The organism is Acinetobacter sp. F-1 (assembly GCF_022869025.1).
GTDB lineage: Bacteria > Pseudomonadota > Gammaproteobacteria > Pseudomonadales > Moraxellaceae > Acinetobacter > Acinetobacter pseudolwoffii.
On record NZ_JAJKFX010000001.1, the window covers coordinates 80663 to 94015 of the forward strand.

30 protein-coding genes and 1 tRNA gene are annotated in these 13353 nt (G+C 41.2%); 10 read left to right on the forward strand and 21 right to left on the reverse strand.

Features of this window, described 5'->3' with window-relative positions; translation table 11 throughout:
• Positions 1–66: 66 nt before the first annotated feature.
• The 19 genes from LOZ91_RS00400 to LOZ91_RS00490 form a co-directional block, all read right to left on the reverse strand.
• On the reverse strand, positions 67–345 hold the full coding sequence (locus LOZ91_RS00400; RefSeq protein WP_244782472.1) for a hypothetical protein: 279 nt from the start codon (positions 343–345) through the stop codon (positions 67–69).
• Positions 342–632 (reverse strand): HNH endonuclease, encoded by a 291-nt coding sequence (locus LOZ91_RS00405; protein WP_244782473.1) that lies wholly within the window; start codon positions 630–632, stop codon positions 342–344. The genes LOZ91_RS00400 and LOZ91_RS00405 overlap by 4 nt, the downstream gene beginning before the upstream one ends.
• Entirely contained in the window at positions 568–831 is a 264-nt protein-coding gene (locus LOZ91_RS00410) for a hypothetical protein (RefSeq protein WP_244782474.1), read from the reverse strand. Before LOZ91_RS00410 ends, LOZ91_RS00405 begins: the two co-directional genes overlap by 65 nt.
• A gap of 2 nt (positions 832–833) precedes the next feature.
• On the reverse strand, positions 834–1037 hold the full coding sequence (locus LOZ91_RS00415) for a hypothetical protein (protein WP_244782475.1): 204 nt from the start codon (positions 1035–1037) through the stop codon (positions 834–836).
• Positions 1038–1066: 29 nt separating this feature from the next.
• Complete coding sequence (locus LOZ91_RS00420) at positions 1067–1285, reverse strand: hypothetical protein (protein WP_244782476.1); 219 nt, start codon at positions 1283–1285, stop codon at positions 1067–1069.
• Between the two features lie 4 nt (positions 1286–1289).
• Positions 1290–1463 carry a hypothetical protein gene (locus LOZ91_RS00425; protein ID WP_244782477.1) on the reverse strand — a complete coding sequence of 58 codons (174 nt, stop codon included), beginning with the start codon at positions 1461–1463 and terminating at the stop codon, positions 1290–1292.
• A gap of 1145 nt (positions 1464–2608) precedes the next feature.
• Positions 2609–2845: a hypothetical protein gene (locus LOZ91_RS00430; RefSeq protein WP_004646432.1), complete on the reverse strand. Its 237-nt coding sequence runs from the start codon at positions 2843–2845 to the stop codon at positions 2609–2611.
• 251 nt (positions 2846–3096) lie between these two features.
• On the reverse strand, positions 3097–3579 hold the full coding sequence (locus LOZ91_RS00435) for a hypothetical protein (protein ID WP_244782478.1): 483 nt from the start codon (positions 3577–3579) through the stop codon (positions 3097–3099).
• A gap of 67 nt (positions 3580–3646) precedes the next feature.
• Positions 3647–4048 (reverse strand): antiterminator Q family protein, encoded by a 402-nt coding sequence (locus LOZ91_RS00440; RefSeq protein WP_244782479.1) that lies wholly within the window; start codon positions 4046–4048, stop codon positions 3647–3649.
• 13 nt (positions 4049–4061) lie between these two features.
• Positions 4062–4439, reverse strand: coding sequence for a hypothetical protein (locus tag LOZ91_RS00445; RefSeq protein ID WP_244782580.1), 378 nt, complete (start codon positions 4437–4439; stop codon positions 4062–4064).
• Between the two features lie 50 nt (positions 4440–4489).
• Entirely contained in the window at positions 4490–4660 is a 171-nt protein-coding gene (locus LOZ91_RS00450) for a hypothetical protein (RefSeq protein ID WP_244782480.1), read from the reverse strand.
• Complete coding sequence (locus tag LOZ91_RS00455; RefSeq protein WP_244782481.1) at positions 4657–4917, reverse strand: hypothetical protein; 261 nt, start codon at positions 4915–4917, stop codon at positions 4657–4659. The genes LOZ91_RS00450 and LOZ91_RS00455 overlap by 4 nt, the downstream gene beginning before the upstream one ends.
• Positions 4914–5426 carry a hypothetical protein gene (locus LOZ91_RS00460; RefSeq protein ID WP_244782482.1) on the reverse strand — a complete coding sequence of 171 codons (513 nt, stop codon included), beginning with the start codon at positions 5424–5426 and terminating at the stop codon, positions 4914–4916. The genes LOZ91_RS00455 and LOZ91_RS00460 overlap by 4 nt, the downstream gene beginning before the upstream one ends.
• Positions 5423–5686, reverse strand: a complete 264-nt coding sequence (locus LOZ91_RS00465) for a hypothetical protein (RefSeq protein ID WP_244782483.1) — start codon at positions 5684–5686, stop codon at positions 5423–5425. Before LOZ91_RS00465 ends, LOZ91_RS00460 begins: the two co-directional genes overlap by 4 nt.
• Positions 5683–6297 carry a restriction endonuclease gene (locus tag LOZ91_RS00470; protein WP_244782484.1) on the reverse strand — a complete coding sequence of 205 codons (615 nt, stop codon included), beginning with the start codon at positions 6295–6297 and terminating at the stop codon, positions 5683–5685. Before LOZ91_RS00470 ends, LOZ91_RS00465 begins: the two co-directional genes overlap by 4 nt.
• Entirely contained in the window at positions 6297–7109 is an 813-nt protein-coding gene (locus LOZ91_RS00475) for a replication protein (protein WP_244782485.1), read from the reverse strand. The genes LOZ91_RS00470 and LOZ91_RS00475 overlap by 1 nt, the downstream gene beginning before the upstream one ends.
• A complete protein-coding gene (locus LOZ91_RS00480) occupies positions 7106–7654 on the reverse strand; it encodes a Rha family transcriptional regulator (protein ID WP_244782486.1) in 549 nt (182 codons plus the stop codon). Before LOZ91_RS00480 ends, LOZ91_RS00475 begins: the two co-directional genes overlap by 4 nt.
• A 17-nt stretch (positions 7655–7671) precedes the next feature.
• Positions 7672–7962 carry a hypothetical protein gene (locus LOZ91_RS00485; RefSeq protein WP_244782487.1) on the reverse strand — a complete coding sequence of 97 codons (291 nt, stop codon included), beginning with the start codon at positions 7960–7962 and terminating at the stop codon, positions 7672–7674.
• 23 nt (positions 7963–7985) lie between these two features.
• The gene (locus tag LOZ91_RS00490; protein WP_244782488.1) at positions 7986–8186 is read right to left on the reverse strand and encodes a helix-turn-helix transcriptional regulator; all 201 of its coding nucleotides are present in this window, start codon (positions 8184–8186) and stop codon (positions 7986–7988) included.
• Positions 8187–8297: 111 nt separating this feature from the next.
• Here LOZ91_RS00490 and LOZ91_RS00495 point away from each other — a divergent pair, with 111 nt between their 5' ends.
• The 10 genes from LOZ91_RS00495 to LOZ91_RS00540 all read left to right on the forward strand — a co-directional run bounded on the left by LOZ91_RS00495 (position 8298) and on the right by LOZ91_RS00540 (position 12029).
• The gene (locus LOZ91_RS00495) at positions 8298–8960 is read left to right on the forward strand and encodes an XRE family transcriptional regulator (protein ID WP_244782489.1); all 663 of its coding nucleotides are present in this window, start codon (positions 8298–8300) and stop codon (positions 8958–8960) included.
• 205 nt (positions 8961–9165) lie between these two features.
• Positions 9166–9513, forward strand: coding sequence for a hypothetical protein (locus tag LOZ91_RS00500; protein ID WP_244782490.1), 348 nt, complete (start codon positions 9166–9168; stop codon positions 9511–9513).
• Positions 9510–9776 (forward strand): hypothetical protein, encoded by a 267-nt coding sequence (locus LOZ91_RS00505; protein ID WP_244782491.1) that lies wholly within the window; start codon positions 9510–9512, stop codon positions 9774–9776. The genes LOZ91_RS00500 and LOZ91_RS00505 overlap by 4 nt, the downstream gene beginning before the upstream one ends.
• Positions 9773–10069, forward strand: coding sequence for a hypothetical protein (locus LOZ91_RS00510; protein ID WP_244782492.1), 297 nt, complete (start codon positions 9773–9775; stop codon positions 10067–10069). The genes LOZ91_RS00505 and LOZ91_RS00510 overlap by 4 nt, the downstream gene beginning before the upstream one ends.
• Entirely contained in the window at positions 10066–10491 is a 426-nt protein-coding gene (locus LOZ91_RS00515; RefSeq protein ID WP_244782493.1) for a hypothetical protein, read from the forward strand. The genes LOZ91_RS00510 and LOZ91_RS00515 overlap by 4 nt, the downstream gene beginning before the upstream one ends.
• Positions 10491–10859, forward strand: a complete 369-nt coding sequence (locus tag LOZ91_RS00520; protein WP_244782494.1) for a DUF551 domain-containing protein — start codon at positions 10491–10493, stop codon at positions 10857–10859. The genes LOZ91_RS00515 and LOZ91_RS00520 overlap by 1 nt, the downstream gene beginning before the upstream one ends.
• Entirely contained in the window at positions 10852–11037 is a 186-nt protein-coding gene (locus LOZ91_RS00525; protein WP_244782495.1) for a hypothetical protein, read from the forward strand. The genes LOZ91_RS00520 and LOZ91_RS00525 overlap by 8 nt, the downstream gene beginning before the upstream one ends.
• Positions 11030–11389, forward strand: a complete 360-nt coding sequence (locus LOZ91_RS00530; RefSeq protein ID WP_244782496.1) for a hypothetical protein — start codon at positions 11030–11032, stop codon at positions 11387–11389. Before LOZ91_RS00525 ends, LOZ91_RS00530 begins: the two co-directional genes overlap by 8 nt.
• The gene (locus tag LOZ91_RS00535; protein WP_244782497.1) at positions 11382–11744 is read left to right on the forward strand and encodes a hypothetical protein; all 363 of its coding nucleotides are present in this window, start codon (positions 11382–11384) and stop codon (positions 11742–11744) included. The genes LOZ91_RS00530 and LOZ91_RS00535 overlap by 8 nt, the downstream gene beginning before the upstream one ends.
• Before the next feature lie 6 nt (positions 11745–11750).
• The gene (locus tag LOZ91_RS00540) at positions 11751–12029 is read left to right on the forward strand and encodes a hypothetical protein (protein WP_244782498.1); all 279 of its coding nucleotides are present in this window, start codon (positions 11751–11753) and stop codon (positions 12027–12029) included.
• A gap of 56 nt (positions 12030–12085) precedes the next feature.
• Here the strand turns inward: LOZ91_RS00540 and LOZ91_RS00545 are convergent, their stop codons facing one another.
• On the reverse strand, positions 12086–13096 hold the full coding sequence (locus tag LOZ91_RS00545; RefSeq protein ID WP_244782499.1) for a site-specific integrase: 1011 nt from the start codon (positions 13094–13096) through the stop codon (positions 12086–12088).
• Positions 13097–13271: 175 nt separating this feature from the next.
• Positions 13272–13348, reverse strand: a tRNA-Val gene (locus LOZ91_RS00550).
• Between the last annotated feature and the right edge of the window lie 5 nt (positions 13349–13353).

The window sequence follows — 13353 nt, forward strand, 5'->3', positions numbered from 1 at the left end:
TTTTTTATAAGTGAGATGGTGGGTGGTGTCCGCTGGCTCAGGGTTTCAAACTTTTTGACTCCCCCCTCACCCTGCAAGAATATCCCGGTAAAGCTTGTAAAACTTTTCCTCTGGAAGAATCTCAAGAAACCCATCTTGATTTTTAAATATCACATCACCCAAGCCAGCATCCTCTAGATAGCTTTCCGTCTCTACTCGAATCTGACTTCCACCTATTAAAATCCTGTTCTCTTGATGCATTTTCTTAAACCAATTCGGCAGTGCTGCCCAGTTATCCTTTGCAAGACTTAGCAACCATTTCACCTCATAAGCATCAACGGTATGTTCAATCGTTCTGCATTTCATACTCGACTCTCCTGACTAGTCTTCTTCTTATGACAAGGCACACACAGGCTTTGGAGATTCTCCTCATCATCCGTACCACCTTGAGCCACATTAACGATGTGATCCAACTCAAGCTCCATAGTCACACGACCACATGAACAGCAGGTCCACTCATCACGTGTATGAATCTTCTGTTTAAGTCTGCGCCACGGTCTACCACCACGACCTTGACCCCAATTGACCTTAGTTGGTCTCGGTGCCTTTGGTGTTATCGCCTGTAGTTTGCTTTGCAGTCTGGGTAGTTTCATGAATGAACTCGACTCCCACATTGCCACGCAGTAAACGTGTGTATATCTGACCCTTGCGTATATCCCTTTTAGTCATTCGACGTTTCGGCATAAAGCAAACCAAACCTTGTTCTTCATTGGCCCACAATACACAGTCAATGCGATTACCATTCACATATACATGTCGAAAGCCTTTACCATCTTTTGCACTATGGAACATATCTACCCATCCAAATACTGTGACCTCTTAGGCTGCTCATCCTCATCACCTTCCAACTGAATCAATAGCTCATTGATCTGAGCATTCTGTTCATTGTTGATCTGGATGAGTTGGCTGTTTTGCTGAATCAGCTGGTTGTTCTGTTCGATTAGCTTTAGGAGTAAGTCGCTCGATACACAACCGCATTCTTTCTTTTGATCGCTCATATTGTTCTTTCATCCATTGACGGCGCTGTTCACATGAGTTGCATGTCATCTGAATCACCCAAGGTCACATTGATTTCGTTAAGTATGTATTGATTGACTTGATCTACAGTGGAAACATCCACAAATACCAATTCAACATCTTTGATTGCTAAACCAGTCTCAGCCTCAAACAATCGCTTACGATTGGCTATGTCTTGGTATAGATCCCGCTTAAAGGCATCGAGTCGTTCTTGATCGCTTATATCCACGGCGCTATCTCCGACTTAAATTGATTTGAATATTCTTCATGCGAGTACGGATGTTTGCCATTACTTCATCAATAGCCATCATCTGTTTGCTATTCATGAATGCTCGACTTAGGCTCTGATACTTCACCAACTCATCGTGCAATTCATTTAGATTCTTTTGGGCTTCTTTGATATCCATACATCACCACCAATAAGAAAAGAAAAACCCCTCAACATCTAGAATGCGAGGGGCTTTGTTTGCCGTAATACGTCCGGCGAATTTTAAGAATAAAAAAGCCTGTTTAACTCTCTCTCCAATTAAACAGGCTTGACTTGCGCTACAACTTCTTTCTTATTTGCAGATCAAACATATAGCTTAAATATTTCATTCTAATGACATAGATATTTGCTTGAGTGATTGTTATTCAACTTCTTTCAAACAATCCCGACAAACCTTGATTTCTTCATCATGAACCGTGTAATCGATCTCAGTCACACCATGTAAACCAAATAAACAGAATATAAATTGGAGCATACTTTTCTCCAGACAAAAAAATACCTCCTTTATAGGGAAAGGAGGCAGAAACTTAATAGAAACTACAGCCATAGAATCTGGCCCGCATTATATACACAATAATATTATATACAAGACTTTATTAAAATCTTGGTAAGACAGCCCTCTTCGCGGGGCCAGACGCTACTCACAATCACACACACCTAACATGCACGGTCTGCTTTACTTGCTTTCAATCCTCTTTAGGTCGGGACGCTACTCCCTAGTCTAGATTCCCGAAGGAAGTTTACTCGATGGCATGTTCCACTGGTCAGCACTCCAGTAGGCTTGGGTCGCCTTTTTACAGGCAATAAAAAGCCCACTTACTCGTCAAATAAGTGGGCCAGTGCTGTAGTCACTTTCTTCGTATTGCATCTTCTTCTTATCGCAAAAACAATATAGCACTAACGCTTTAACCAGAAAGTATAGAAAATACTAAGAAAATGTTTTCAAATGTTGAGCTTGAGTTAACTTTCTTTTCAAATAATAAATTCTAATCATCAAAAAAATCCTATATTGAAATGAGCTTTCAGTTTAGCCTCAAGAAATCTATTTGGAGGCCTCTATCTTTTCAACTATCTTCTCAAGATTTTCAATCTGTCTTTTTTTATCAGACCTATACTGATAGAAGCAGAAAAATAATAAAAATATGGACGTGAACAATATTCCGCCTACAAATATAAGATTTTTACGTTCCAAGACTATACTCACTTGCTCTGAATATAGTTCCAAGTATGACATCTTGTTGATTAAAGAAATATTAATTGGTGGGCTTTAGTTTCAATAAAAACCTATTTTTGACATTTCACGTTAAACTGGTATTCGTCTTGAGTGACCTTAATTTTAATATTTTTATATTTTCGTTTGTTTGGATCCATTGCCGAGCCAGCCACTTCCTCAAAAAAGCTACGATCATTCATTAGCTCGCCATACGCTTTATAGCCTAATAAAATCTTTTCAGGCTTTTCGCCTTCAGCCACTAATTTACCGAGAGTATCTTCTAGTTTTTTAACAGTTAAAATCGCCATTTCAATTAAAGCTCAAAAACAAAAAAGGCATTATCACTTAATTTTATGAATAAATAATGTCAAAAAGCCCACCATTTGGCGAGCTTATTTTCAAATAGCCCAGGCATTAAAAAACCCGCATCTAAGCAGGTTTTTTGGTGCAATCAAAAACAGTAGCTTTCTTGCACAAAAATTGGAGATCAATCCAATATGATCAACGCTGTATAACTTCGCCAACCATAACATGAATATGCCATGTTGCTGTATACAAGTCAAATAGCTTTGCGAGCCACTTCAAGATGTTTAAGCATTAATTTTTGCCTTTCTTGCACTTTTGAAATTAAATCACTTCGCAACAACTCAATAATTGCTAAGTTTTCTGGTAATAAAATCTTTTCTATTCCTTCATCTATAAGCTTGTGTACTTCTGAACCATCTATAAACAATTCTGAATCTATTGGTACCTTAAGTATCCTTAACGAATCTAATTTCAGATCATATTCCAAGAGCTTGCCTCTCAAATACGCTTTAGAAGCGACTTCATCTTTCACAGCGTGAATATTTTGATCATCTTGACCTTCTCTAAGATGTATCAGTGCGTTAGTTATAGTAATAATTAAATGTTGTTCGTAATTAAATAACTCACTTACCGCTAACTCTAATTCAAATATTTTATCTCGAACAAAACTATAGTTCTCTTGAGTTTGCCATCTTAATGCAACATGAAAGGCTAACATCACACCAGCAATGGTCATAATACTTGCGAAAGTGTCTATGACTTGTATTGCATCCCTACAGCTTTCAACCCCAAATAAGCACATTTTATTCCTGTATATTTGTCAAATTTTCCAATTTACAATCTAACCAAGATTCAGCCGCCAACAAATACCCGTCAATTTTATATCGAGCCACCTTGGTCTTACTCGCCAAAACGGCGATCGGACACCCTTTCAAATAATGGAACTCAATCCACTGGTACAGATCTGGCCGTGAAAAGCGCAACTGCGTCACCAGGTGATCAACAGCAACCAAAGCATCATCATCCAGCATCACCTGAATACCTGACGACTTCTGCCCCTCTTTCAAACACATCAAACCATAAGTAGGTGAGGTATAAGTCAATTCACTTGGATTGTATGAAGCATGACGCGCCCATTTACCCCACTGCGCCAATTCATTCTGCATCATTCGAACCGTTGGTTTTACTTCTACAATTGCGCTCATTTATATTCTTCCCTCAAATCTTCCAAAATCTTTTAAAAACCAACATTGCTGCATCACGTGCATGCTCATTCGTGCGGCCAGTCCAACCGGTAATCTTCTTAAATAGATCCGCTTTGGTTTTAGTAGCATTTGCTTTTGGGTGAACCATGATGTAATTGAACTCTTGTTCTATACACCAGTCCTCCCAGATCTGCGCATCACGCTTTACCGACCCCACGCCTTGAGCTTTTTCTTTACCGCCAGTAAACCAAGTACGTTTACGTGCATCTTCGATATACAGCTTTAAATTATCTTTCCCATGAATTGCTTTTATTTCCTGAACCGCCTGCATTGCCTTGGTGATACTTAAGCACTCCACTTGGTGCAACTCCCCACCGGTGCCATGGTCCATTGCCACGGCGTAACCGGTTTTAACTCCTGTATCGATGCCGATGAGGACTTTCAAACCACAAACTCCTTATCCTCTTTGCACCAGCACACATATGCGATCTGCACCGTTAAATTGCGGTACCCAATCCCCTGATCAAAATCAAATAAGCGGCCCCCATAGATATATTTTAGTTGCAGGTAGAAGGACTGAGCCATGAAGAAAACTTCGAATTGCTCTTTCATCGCTCGATCACCTTTGTATTCGGAGAAATGTGGTTACGGATGTCCGTGCACGTATCAATGCGGTCGTGATCGGCGATTGCCGCTCTCAGATCATCCAGGTAAACCGTTTTGTCTCTAATGCCAGAATCCCCCAAACGCCACGAGTAGCACTCCGCACCTTCTGGAGCCTTTTCCACAATCTCACGGCACCTTTCTATGCCACCATAGCGCCGCACCAAGCCTTGAGCATCTACGCCATATTTTTCGATTAAGTTCATGCTGCTTTCCTTTTTTGATATCTTCTTTTTTGTGTTGTTTTTTCTTTAAGCGCCTTTTCTTTAAGCACTTCATCGTCGCGCAATTTCTGCAATTCTTCGGCCTTCGATATCACCGCACAGATTTTCTTGTACTCACCCCGAGTTAAGCGGTTGCTATGACCCATCACCGTGGTATGTCTAATTCGTTGAAGCGAAATACCAGTTAATTCAGACAAAATATTGCGCCTCGGGTTCGAATGTCCGCCCGAATTACACCAGTTCGCCAGGCGCGTTTTCTGGTACTGGGAAATATATCCATTTTCACTGCTTTCCACTGTTGACCGCTGTGGACGTGGTTTAAATTCCGTACCTGGTAACTGCTCAACCTGGCCACCACTCTTAAGAAACTTCTTAACGTCCCGGTTTAACTGTTTACGCAGCTTTTCTCTCTCAGTCGGAACCGCTGTTGATTTACGTGCCACGCTTTCAGCTTTTACGAGTTCTAAAAATTCTGCTTTATTGATGTTCATCCCTGTGCTCCAAATAATTGCTTGGCTTTAGGTGTAAGGAAGTAGCGATATTCGTCATTACCACCCCCAACAAATCCAATAAGACCGACTTGCACCAAGGTTTTTAAGTAGCGCTGTACCGATCTAATCGTCATGTATGGCAGCGCTTGATCTTTGATTTCCTTGGTTGTGGCGATTGGTGTGTTTTTAATAACAAGTAAAACGTCAATACCACGATTTAATGAGGCTGCCTTGTTGTGCTGATATGTTCTTTCGTTCACGCTGCACCCCCTACACACTTAAAAGCACCTTTCACCTTTGCAGCCAATTCAGGCGGACACGGCACACCTTTACGATTGCGCTCGTCATAAGTTAAAGACTTAGTCTTTTCCGACTTGTCTTCTTTCTTCCACATTTGCTGCACACGGCCTTTTTCCTTAGCCCGGGCAAGGTAGTCCTGATAAATCGCATTAAAGGCGTAATGCGCTGCTTTCTGCCCCTCTACGTTGAGGATATGGCGCACCTCATCAAGACTGCGCTTCGCAAGTGTCGTGATTTCCGAATTTTTATCATTTTCAAACTGCAGTGCTTTGGCCCAAGCCATGTCCGCAGTCCACCAGTCACCGCCCTGCTCACACCAGCTACGGAATTTTGGAAGGTTTGGACACCACTCTTCAGAATTCATACGCAAGATGCCGCGAGTGATATCAGCTGGAGTCAGGCCACTCAAAACAGTGCATGCCAACCGAACAAGCTCTTCATCTGAATAACCTGCGTATTTCTTGGTGAACTCAGCGCCGTAGACATCACCAATGCGGTTTAAAACCAGTTCCGCTACTTCAACTGGAAAGTTCACAGCAAAAGCGTTCTCGAATAATTGAATATTGCTCATTAGTTTGACTCTCCCACTGTGCGCATCTGATTTGGATCTACCTGGTTGCCAAAGCGACGGCGTTGCAATGGCTGTTGGTTTTGAGCTGGAGCTTGTTGTTTGGGTAGGAAAACAGTCTGGTAACTTCCAATGATTGATACTTCCAGTGACTGATTTGCCAATTCACCAAAACCAATCAATTTTTTAATCAAAAGGTTTACGGCGTTTTCAGTAAGTGGTTTTCTGATGCTGTTGCGCATATCAACAAATTGAATCCATAGATCACGATTTACGTTCACTGGTAACTCAATTGCTTTTGCATCGAACAACGGTTGTTTTTTAGAAGTGGATTTCTCAGTTTTTTCAGAACCAGATTTCTTCTGATCACCCTTATCTTTATTTGTTTTTGTAATAGTTGTTTTTGAGTTGTTATTGTGTGTCGGATTTTCCGACAAGTTGATGTCGGTTTTTCCGACTACCCCTGTCGGATTTTCCGACAAGTTTGCAGTAGTCGGTTTTTCCGACAAGTTGGAAATTTCACGCTCAGCAAGATCACTTAATGAGTAGAGTGTTGCCTGGTGATCACGACCAATTTTTTCTACCAAACCAAGTGAAACTAATTTTTCAGCACCAGAAATCACAGCATCTTTTCCATAGCCTGTAAATTTCATAAATTGCGAAATACTGATTGCATCGGTTTCTTTCTGCCAGCCACGAGTTTTCCGGACAACAAGGATGTAGATTGCCAATGCTGCGCCTTTCATATCAGCCATTACACCATCATCAATTAGCGCATTCGGTAGCTGGAAGCTGTTAGGGATAAAACTGCTCATGCCACATCCTCCGTAAACAGTAGCGGTTGGATCTGGCGTTCAAGCTCAGCAACTTTTTCCGCTGCCAGTGGCTTAATCTTGCGACCATACAAAGAGAGGTTGCGACCTGCTTGGCTTGCAATATCGGAAGCTCGCTCGAATTCAAGAAATGCTTTATTGAATTGAGAAATCAAAGTAAGGTTTTGAGAGTTAATGAGGCTTGACATTTCATCAAAAGCATTGATGTAGCTTTCTTTAAATTGGGCCGCCTGCTTACCTGTGAATCCCATAGCAATAAATGAAAAGCCGTTTTTGGTCATTTCATACATTGGCTGACTTTTGCCTTGCTCGTTGAGATAAGAGGACTGCGCAAAATTGCGCTGTCTAAATTCATCCGAGCATCCGCAGTTTTTGATAGCGCGAAGTACATCACGATGGTTTTTCTTAAAATGCTTAGCAACCAGAATTGAATTGGTAATACCTTCTGATACTTGCTCACCATTAAATTGACGAGTAGTAACCTCGACTAATTGTTCGGTGTTGTTTGGTTGTGCTAACATATTCATTGTTCATGATCCTTAAGTTATTGAACATCAGGCTCAGTGGTTGCACCCACTGGGCTTTCTTTATTTGTGGACGATGTATTCACCGTATTCGTAGTATTACCAAACGCCCTGCTGAGATACTCATGTTGTTTCTTGAACTTCAGGAGCTTCTCAATGGCTGCATCCCGAATCCATTCCGAGCGTTTTATGTCGTCCATTGCTGCCAGCGCATCAATCGCCTGCAATGCTTCATGTGTCATGCGGACTGATGTTGAATCGGTCTTTTTCCCATGCACATCAAGAAAACCTAAATCCAATGCTTCTTGCATATCATTAACCCTCATTTACTCACCTATGCTGCTGGACTGTGTGAACAGTGTTTTTTCCACAAGCACTCCAAGCTTTTACCTAAGTCGTACCCGATCCTTTTGCCACATAAGCCGTTTTCAAGATTGCTCACATAGTTTTGAGAGCAGTTAATTTCAGTAGCGATTTGGGTTTGGGTTAATCCCCGCTCCTTCAAATCAATGATCATTTTTTGCCACTGGCTCATAGAACACCTCCTATATTTTTTATAAATATATAGGTTTTCCGATATTTATACAATAGCCAAACCGATTGAAATTTGTATCACAATTCCGATAGTGGTTTTAAGGAAAAGCTCATGACAACTTTGGGTGAAAATTTAAGAAAGATACGCAAAGCTAAAAAGATGACTCAGGCTGTCTTGTCGCAAAAATCAGGCGTAAAGCAGTCCGTAATTTCTGACCTTGAAACAGGCAATGCTAGAAATACAGGCTTCGTGGTTGAGCTTGCTACTGCGCTCGGTGTCACTGCGGAGGAATTAAAGAAAGGCGTAGATACATCCGATCTTATTGCAAGTAATGTTGCTGTAATTAAGCCAAACATGGCTCCTGTTTTGTCATGGGTTCAAGCAGGCACGATGACCAATGTCGAAGCTGTTGATATGTCCCAAGTGGAAGAATGGCTGCCAATTCCAGATGGTGATTGTGAGAAGTGCTTTTACCTGAAAGTTCAAGGATTAAGTAATTACCCAGAGTTCCATGAGGGCGATTACATTCTTGTAGATCCGACCCTGTCATTTAGTGACATGAGCTCAGGCGATATTATTGTTGTTAGAAAGTTTGATGATGCAACTTTTAAGCGCCTGGTGATTGAACCTGATGGCACTAAATACCTACAGGCGATTAACCCTGAATTTAAACCAAATATTATTCCACTTGATGAAAATTGCGAGTTCGTTGGGGAGGTGGTGGATTGTATTCGCTACGTTTATCGAGCTAAGAAAAAAACACGCAAGAATTGAAAAATAAAAGTTGCAACAGCCCATCCCTGTGATGGGTTTTCTTTTGCCTATTAAATCATAGTAAAAAATAAAAATATCGGTTTTTCTATATTTTTATCGGATTTCCTATTGACTATTAATATCGGTAATGCGATATTTACCCCGTAAACACAAAAAAGCCCAGCTACTTTCGACAGACACTGGGCTTCAACACAACGAGGTCATTATGACAACTAAATCCAATATTCTCAAGTCTGCATTCATTGCAGCATCAATCAGCACAGGGATAGCAGTAGCTTACGCTTTCCAGCCTGCCAAAGTGGCTGATGATAATCCTCAAGTGGTTATCACCGCTCAAAAATATGAAGTGCTTAAACGCGCTTGCCATGAAACCTGTGTCGCTACTGTCAAAGCTAATGATTACAGCATCTATGTTGAGTATGCCTTAGACGATGCCTCAGTCGAGTTTCTGGAAATTCTGAACGTGGTGCATTTTGACAAGACTGTGAATGCCCATATTGATCGTTATGAAATTGAAAAGATTAATGCTGCGATTGTAGGGGGTGTGAAGTGAGTATTAAAAAATATCAAGTGCGTATTCGCAAGGATATGACTCTGGATCCAAGCATTCAGGAATCGCTTGCACTACTTGGCGGTGGGACTGCTACACAGATTCAAACGCTGTACGGTAATTTTGAGAGCATCCATGAGGCATTTGAAAAAATGGCCAACATGCCTGAAATGGAAGAATACGAAATTATTTCTGTCATTTTGTACGATTCAGATAACTCTGATCAGCTTGGCGAAGACTTTGAATGGGACGAGGTGTCAGCATGAATTACCCACCCATTGAACCCAAAGGCACCAAGAAAATTCATTTTAGCCTGGCTACCCCTTTTGAAAACTGGCTATTGAACGATGGGTATCAACCAAAACTGGTCAAGCATGCCGCTTTGGTTCGATACAGCAAATCAAATAAACCTACGCTTGAAATTGACAGCACTGGAAAGATGAGTGAAGCCACCCAAAAGCGCTATGCCATTTTTCTTAAGCAGTATTTGAAAGTTGGTAAGCCCTTACTGGTTTCTTTACGGGCTCAGGCACCAAAAGTATTAAGGATGGCAGCGTGATGATCAGCAATCAAATAAAGCCGGACTATTCCGATGCTGTTGCTCAGTTCGTTAAGCGTGGTGGTCAGATCAATCCGGCCGTAAATACCAATAAGGCCGAGTTTAATTACTGCAATGCAGACACAGCGCTTAAAAGTGCTGAGCGACCTAATAGTCATCAAAACCATGTGTTGCGTACCCGTGCCGAGAAGCAAGGTTTAAAAAGCTACAGCCCTGTTGCCCCATGTCGATCATGTGGCACTTCCGAGCGATCCGTGAAGTCAAATATATGTCTTGAGTGTGACCGTCGCAGAGCAAGAGCTAAAACAGGATTGAGTGCTAAAAATCTGGAAGCGATTGGGCATTACTTGCTAGATAAAGGTGAATCAATCGAGTTCACCAGCGGCGGCCAAAAGTACGTTTTAAAAGTTGAGGTGGCATGATGGATAAAGATCTTTTCTTTTATGAATTGGAAGGTCGTGGATACACTTTCCAAAATAAAAAATTGGATGAAACCAAACATGGTTTTGAAGATGACATGCTTAACATGGCTTGGGAAATGTGGTCGTCTGCGAAACATAGTATTAAAGCTCAAGCGGTGCCGAAATGGATTTCAGTTGAAGATGAATTACCACCGACAGACACAATGGTTTTGATTTGTTGGTCTGATTCTCCAGATATTGAGCCTGAAAAGGATTTTATGGACATTTGTGCTGACACGGGCTGTCCATTTTGGGCTAATTATCTCAATGATATGCCAACACACTGGATGCATTTACCAGTTGTGGCACAGGAGCCAGCGAATGACTAAAATCGATTTAAGACGTGGTGATTTTGAAGCTATGCACCCAACCGCAAAACTCTTTAATTTTGATGCTGAAAAGATGATTTATTTTGGCGATAGATCAGAAAGCATTAATAGTCAATGGACTACTTGGTGCGCATGTATTGGCATGTTGCACTTGGAGATGGAGCCAGCCAATGACTGAAATTCAAAAAGCCATGCACTGGCTACTTAATGCAAATACTGGCATGTCGAGCGAATGCCTAATGGCGACTATGTTAAATAGTGGGCCGGTAAATGGTAAAGATTGGAAAAGTCGGTTCTCTCCGGCTGACCCGAGTGATTTTAAGCGTTGCGTTGATCTGCTTAATGCGGTTCCTGAGTTTCGCGAACGACTGGGTGTGATGAAGCAAGTATCAAAGAGTTGGGCTGTTCTTGTTGATCACTGGGATGAACTTGAAGCTTTATTGGCAGAAGAAATTCCACAGCGCTCAGCACCTAAAACTTACGCGCGAATGAAAGAATTGTTCAAATCGGTTGAGGTGTCAAATGACTGAAATTCAATTAACAAAGCTTCAATTGGCGAACTATGTTTGCGATGAGCTGCACAAAGAAATGCCATTTGATTTGATTTTTAATCAAGGTGAATTCGAGCCATTTATGGAAATCATTGATGCTTCAGATCTTGATGTTGGATTTTCAGTTAAGAACATCGGTGACAAGATTCATGTCGGTGTAACTAAGGGAAATTCAAACGGTATATATCAGGCATTGAGCAGCTACATCGAAAAGCATCAGAAGCCGGAAAACTGCATTGATCAATTTATTGCAAGCGGTGAATTTGATAAGGCTTTTAAGGATGTGTTTGGGTTGCCGGAAACAGTGAAGCAAAGTTTAAAGGAGGTGTCTTAAGTGAGAATGTTTCAAATCACTGTACAAGGTGAAGCACCTAAATTATTTGTAGGCTCTGAAGTTGGCGGTGCAAAGATCGTATCGATCAAGGATGTAAGCCCAAAACTGGTATCGTCTACTGAATTGGCTCAGTACTATGGCATTAGTCCCGACGCTGTTCGTGACCGCTGTGCAGCAATCAACAAAGGTACTCGAGGGAAATGTCTTTACGATCCAGAACAAGCACACGCTATTTTGACAGCTAAACCTATCGCGAGACGCGGGCGACCAAGGAATAATCAATGAAAAAGGCCATACAAACTATATTTAAAGAAAAAGCCCCAATTTAAGGGGCTTTAATTTTATGCATCCATCATATCCGCAATATCTTCAACATCCGGGTTGTAATAAGTATTCACCAGGACTTTAATATTTTTATGACCTGTCACCTTTGCCAGCACTTCAACCGGTAATTTTTGGTTATTCACAAAACGAGTAATAGCCTCATGGCGTGTGTCATGAAAGTGAATATCTGCCAGTCCTACTTTTGCCTTGCGACGCTCCCACATTAACCTGAAAGCATTTTCATTTTGTGGAATCAGCTTAGGCCCATCATGATCAATCAGATCCAACAAAGCCAAGGCCTTTTTAGTTAATGGCACATTACGAGCATCACCGTTTTTGGTTTTAGGTAAATGCACATGCCGATCATAAATTTCTGACATGGTAATACCGAGAATTTCACCACGGCGCATTGCAGTCTCTAGAGCAAATAGAAATGCCCATGCAACATAGTGCTCTGGTAATGTTGGTGTCTGCCCTTCACGATAATTCAATCCCTCTAAAATGAGCTGAATTTCCTCATCACGAATACGGCGATTACGTGCTTTAGGCTTAGCTGGTTTTTTAATGCCCATCCATGGATTATTTTCCAATAAGAAAAGCTCTTTAACCGCATAGCTAAAAACTGAAGAGTACAGCGCAATTTCTCGTAGCACCGTATTTGCTCCAACTTGTTTTAAGCGCTTATTTCGCCAGATAGTTAAATGCTGTGGTGTGATGTCATGAATAGACATATTTGCCAGCGCACCAAACTTTTCATCAAACGGCGCTAATTGTTCTTTGACGTATTTGGATCCGCGAAGCTTTCGCCCATGCTCATCATAATATTTATGAAAAAGTGTTTTAAATGGGTAGTGCTGCTTTACACCTAGATCTTCAGAAAGTTTATTTGCTTTTGCCTCAAGCATCTTTTGCGCAGCCCATTGCTCGCATTCTTTTACTGTGTCTTTGGTTACTGAATATGTTTTTCCAGCAATCATTATTTTAATTCTGTAGCTTTCACCGCGCTTGACCGCTTTAGGCATTTTCATGATCTATAACTCTATATTCTTGGTCTAATCTTGGTCTAAATTTAACGGCCATAACCGCCAAAAGGGCGGATATGGCGGATATGGCGGTTAAGGGTAGACTTTATTCAAGACAACAAAAAAGGGTTTTAAGCTATTGTTTTCGCTTAAAACCCTTATAACATAACGTTTTGAATCTTGGTAGGTATAAGCAGACTCGAACTGCTGACCTCTACGATGTCAACGTAGCGCTCTAACCAACTGAGCTATACACCTAGAAT

What these genes read in the sequence shown, in the direction of transcription:
- LOZ91_RS00400 (WP_244782472.1), bottom strand. Translation starts at nt 345, where the DNA reads ATGAAATGCAGAACGATTGAACATACCGTTGATGCTTATGAGGTGAAA.
- LOZ91_RS00405 (WP_244782473.1), bottom strand. Translation starts at nt 632, where the DNA reads ATGAAACTACCCAGACTGCAAAGCAAACTACAGGCGATAACACCAAAG.
- LOZ91_RS00410 (WP_244782474.1), bottom strand. Translation starts at nt 831, where the DNA reads ATGTTCCATAGTGCAAAAGATGGTAAAGGCTTTCGACATGTATATGTG.
- LOZ91_RS00415 (WP_244782475.1), bottom strand. Translation starts at nt 1,037, where the DNA reads ATGAGCGATCAAAAGAAAGAATGCGGTTGTGTATCGAGCGACTTACTC.
- LOZ91_RS00425 (WP_244782477.1), bottom strand. Translation starts at nt 1,463, where the DNA reads ATGGATATCAAAGAAGCCCAAAAGAATCTAAATGAATTGCACGATGAG.
- LOZ91_RS00430 (WP_004646432.1), bottom strand. Translation starts at nt 2,845, where the DNA reads ATGGCGATTTTAACTGTTAAAAAACTAGAAGATACTCTCGGTAAATTA.
- LOZ91_RS00435 (WP_244782478.1), bottom strand. Translation starts at nt 3,579, where the DNA reads ATGACCATTGCTGGTGTGATGTTAGCCTTTCATGTTGCATTAAGATGG.
- LOZ91_RS00440 (WP_244782479.1), bottom strand. Translation starts at nt 4,048, where the DNA reads ATGAGCGCAATTGTAGAAGTAAAACCAACGGTTCGAATGATGCAGAAT.
- LOZ91_RS00445 (WP_244782580.1), bottom strand. Translation starts at nt 4,439, where the DNA reads ATGGACCATGGCACCGGTGGGGAGTTGCACCAAGTGGAGTGCTTAAGT.
- LOZ91_RS00450 (WP_244782480.1), bottom strand. Translation starts at nt 4,660, where the DNA reads ATGAAAGAGCAATTCGAAGTTTTCTTCATGGCTCAGTCCTTCTACCTG.
- LOZ91_RS00455 (WP_244782481.1), bottom strand. Translation starts at nt 4,917, where the DNA reads ATGAACTTAATCGAAAAATATGGCGTAGATGCTCAAGGCTTGGTGCGG.
- LOZ91_RS00460 (WP_244782482.1), bottom strand. Translation starts at nt 5,426, where the DNA reads ATGAACATCAATAAAGCAGAATTTTTAGAACTCGTAAAAGCTGAAAGC.
- LOZ91_RS00470 (WP_244782484.1), bottom strand. Translation starts at nt 6,297, where the DNA reads ATGAGCAATATTCAATTATTCGAGAACGCTTTTGCTGTGAACTTTCCA.
- LOZ91_RS00475 (WP_244782485.1), bottom strand. Translation starts at nt 7,109, where the DNA reads ATGAGCAGTTTTATCCCTAACAGCTTCCAGCTACCGAATGCGCTAATT.
- LOZ91_RS00480 (WP_244782486.1), bottom strand. Translation starts at nt 7,654, where the DNA reads ATGAATATGTTAGCACAACCAAACAACACCGAACAATTAGTCGAGGTT.
- LOZ91_RS00485 (WP_244782487.1), bottom strand. Translation starts at nt 7,962, where the DNA reads ATGCAAGAAGCATTGGATTTAGGTTTTCTTGATGTGCATGGGAAAAAG.
- LOZ91_RS00490 (WP_244782488.1), bottom strand. Translation starts at nt 8,186, where the DNA reads ATGAGCCAGTGGCAAAAAATGATCATTGATTTGAAGGAGCGGGGATTA.
- LOZ91_RS00495 (WP_244782489.1), top strand. Translation starts at nt 8,298, where the DNA reads ATGACAACTTTGGGTGAAAATTTAAGAAAGATACGCAAAGCTAAAAAG.
- LOZ91_RS00500 (WP_244782490.1), top strand. Translation starts at nt 9,166, where the DNA reads ATGACAACTAAATCCAATATTCTCAAGTCTGCATTCATTGCAGCATCA.
- LOZ91_RS00510 (WP_244782492.1), top strand. Translation starts at nt 9,773, where the DNA reads ATGAATTACCCACCCATTGAACCCAAAGGCACCAAGAAAATTCATTTT.
- LOZ91_RS00520 (WP_244782494.1), top strand. Translation starts at nt 10,491, where the DNA reads ATGGATAAAGATCTTTTCTTTTATGAATTGGAAGGTCGTGGATACACT.
- LOZ91_RS00525 (WP_244782495.1), top strand. Translation starts at nt 10,852, where the DNA reads ATGACTAAAATCGATTTAAGACGTGGTGATTTTGAAGCTATGCACCCA.
- LOZ91_RS00530 (WP_244782496.1), top strand. Translation starts at nt 11,030, where the DNA reads ATGACTGAAATTCAAAAAGCCATGCACTGGCTACTTAATGCAAATACT.
- LOZ91_RS00535 (WP_244782497.1), top strand. Translation starts at nt 11,382, where the DNA reads ATGACTGAAATTCAATTAACAAAGCTTCAATTGGCGAACTATGTTTGC.
- LOZ91_RS00540 (WP_244782498.1), top strand. Translation starts at nt 11,751, where the DNA reads ATGTTTCAAATCACTGTACAAGGTGAAGCACCTAAATTATTTGTAGGC.
- LOZ91_RS00545 (WP_244782499.1), bottom strand. Translation starts at nt 13,096, where the DNA reads ATGAAAATGCCTAAAGCGGTCAAGCGCGGTGAAAGCTACAGAATTAAA.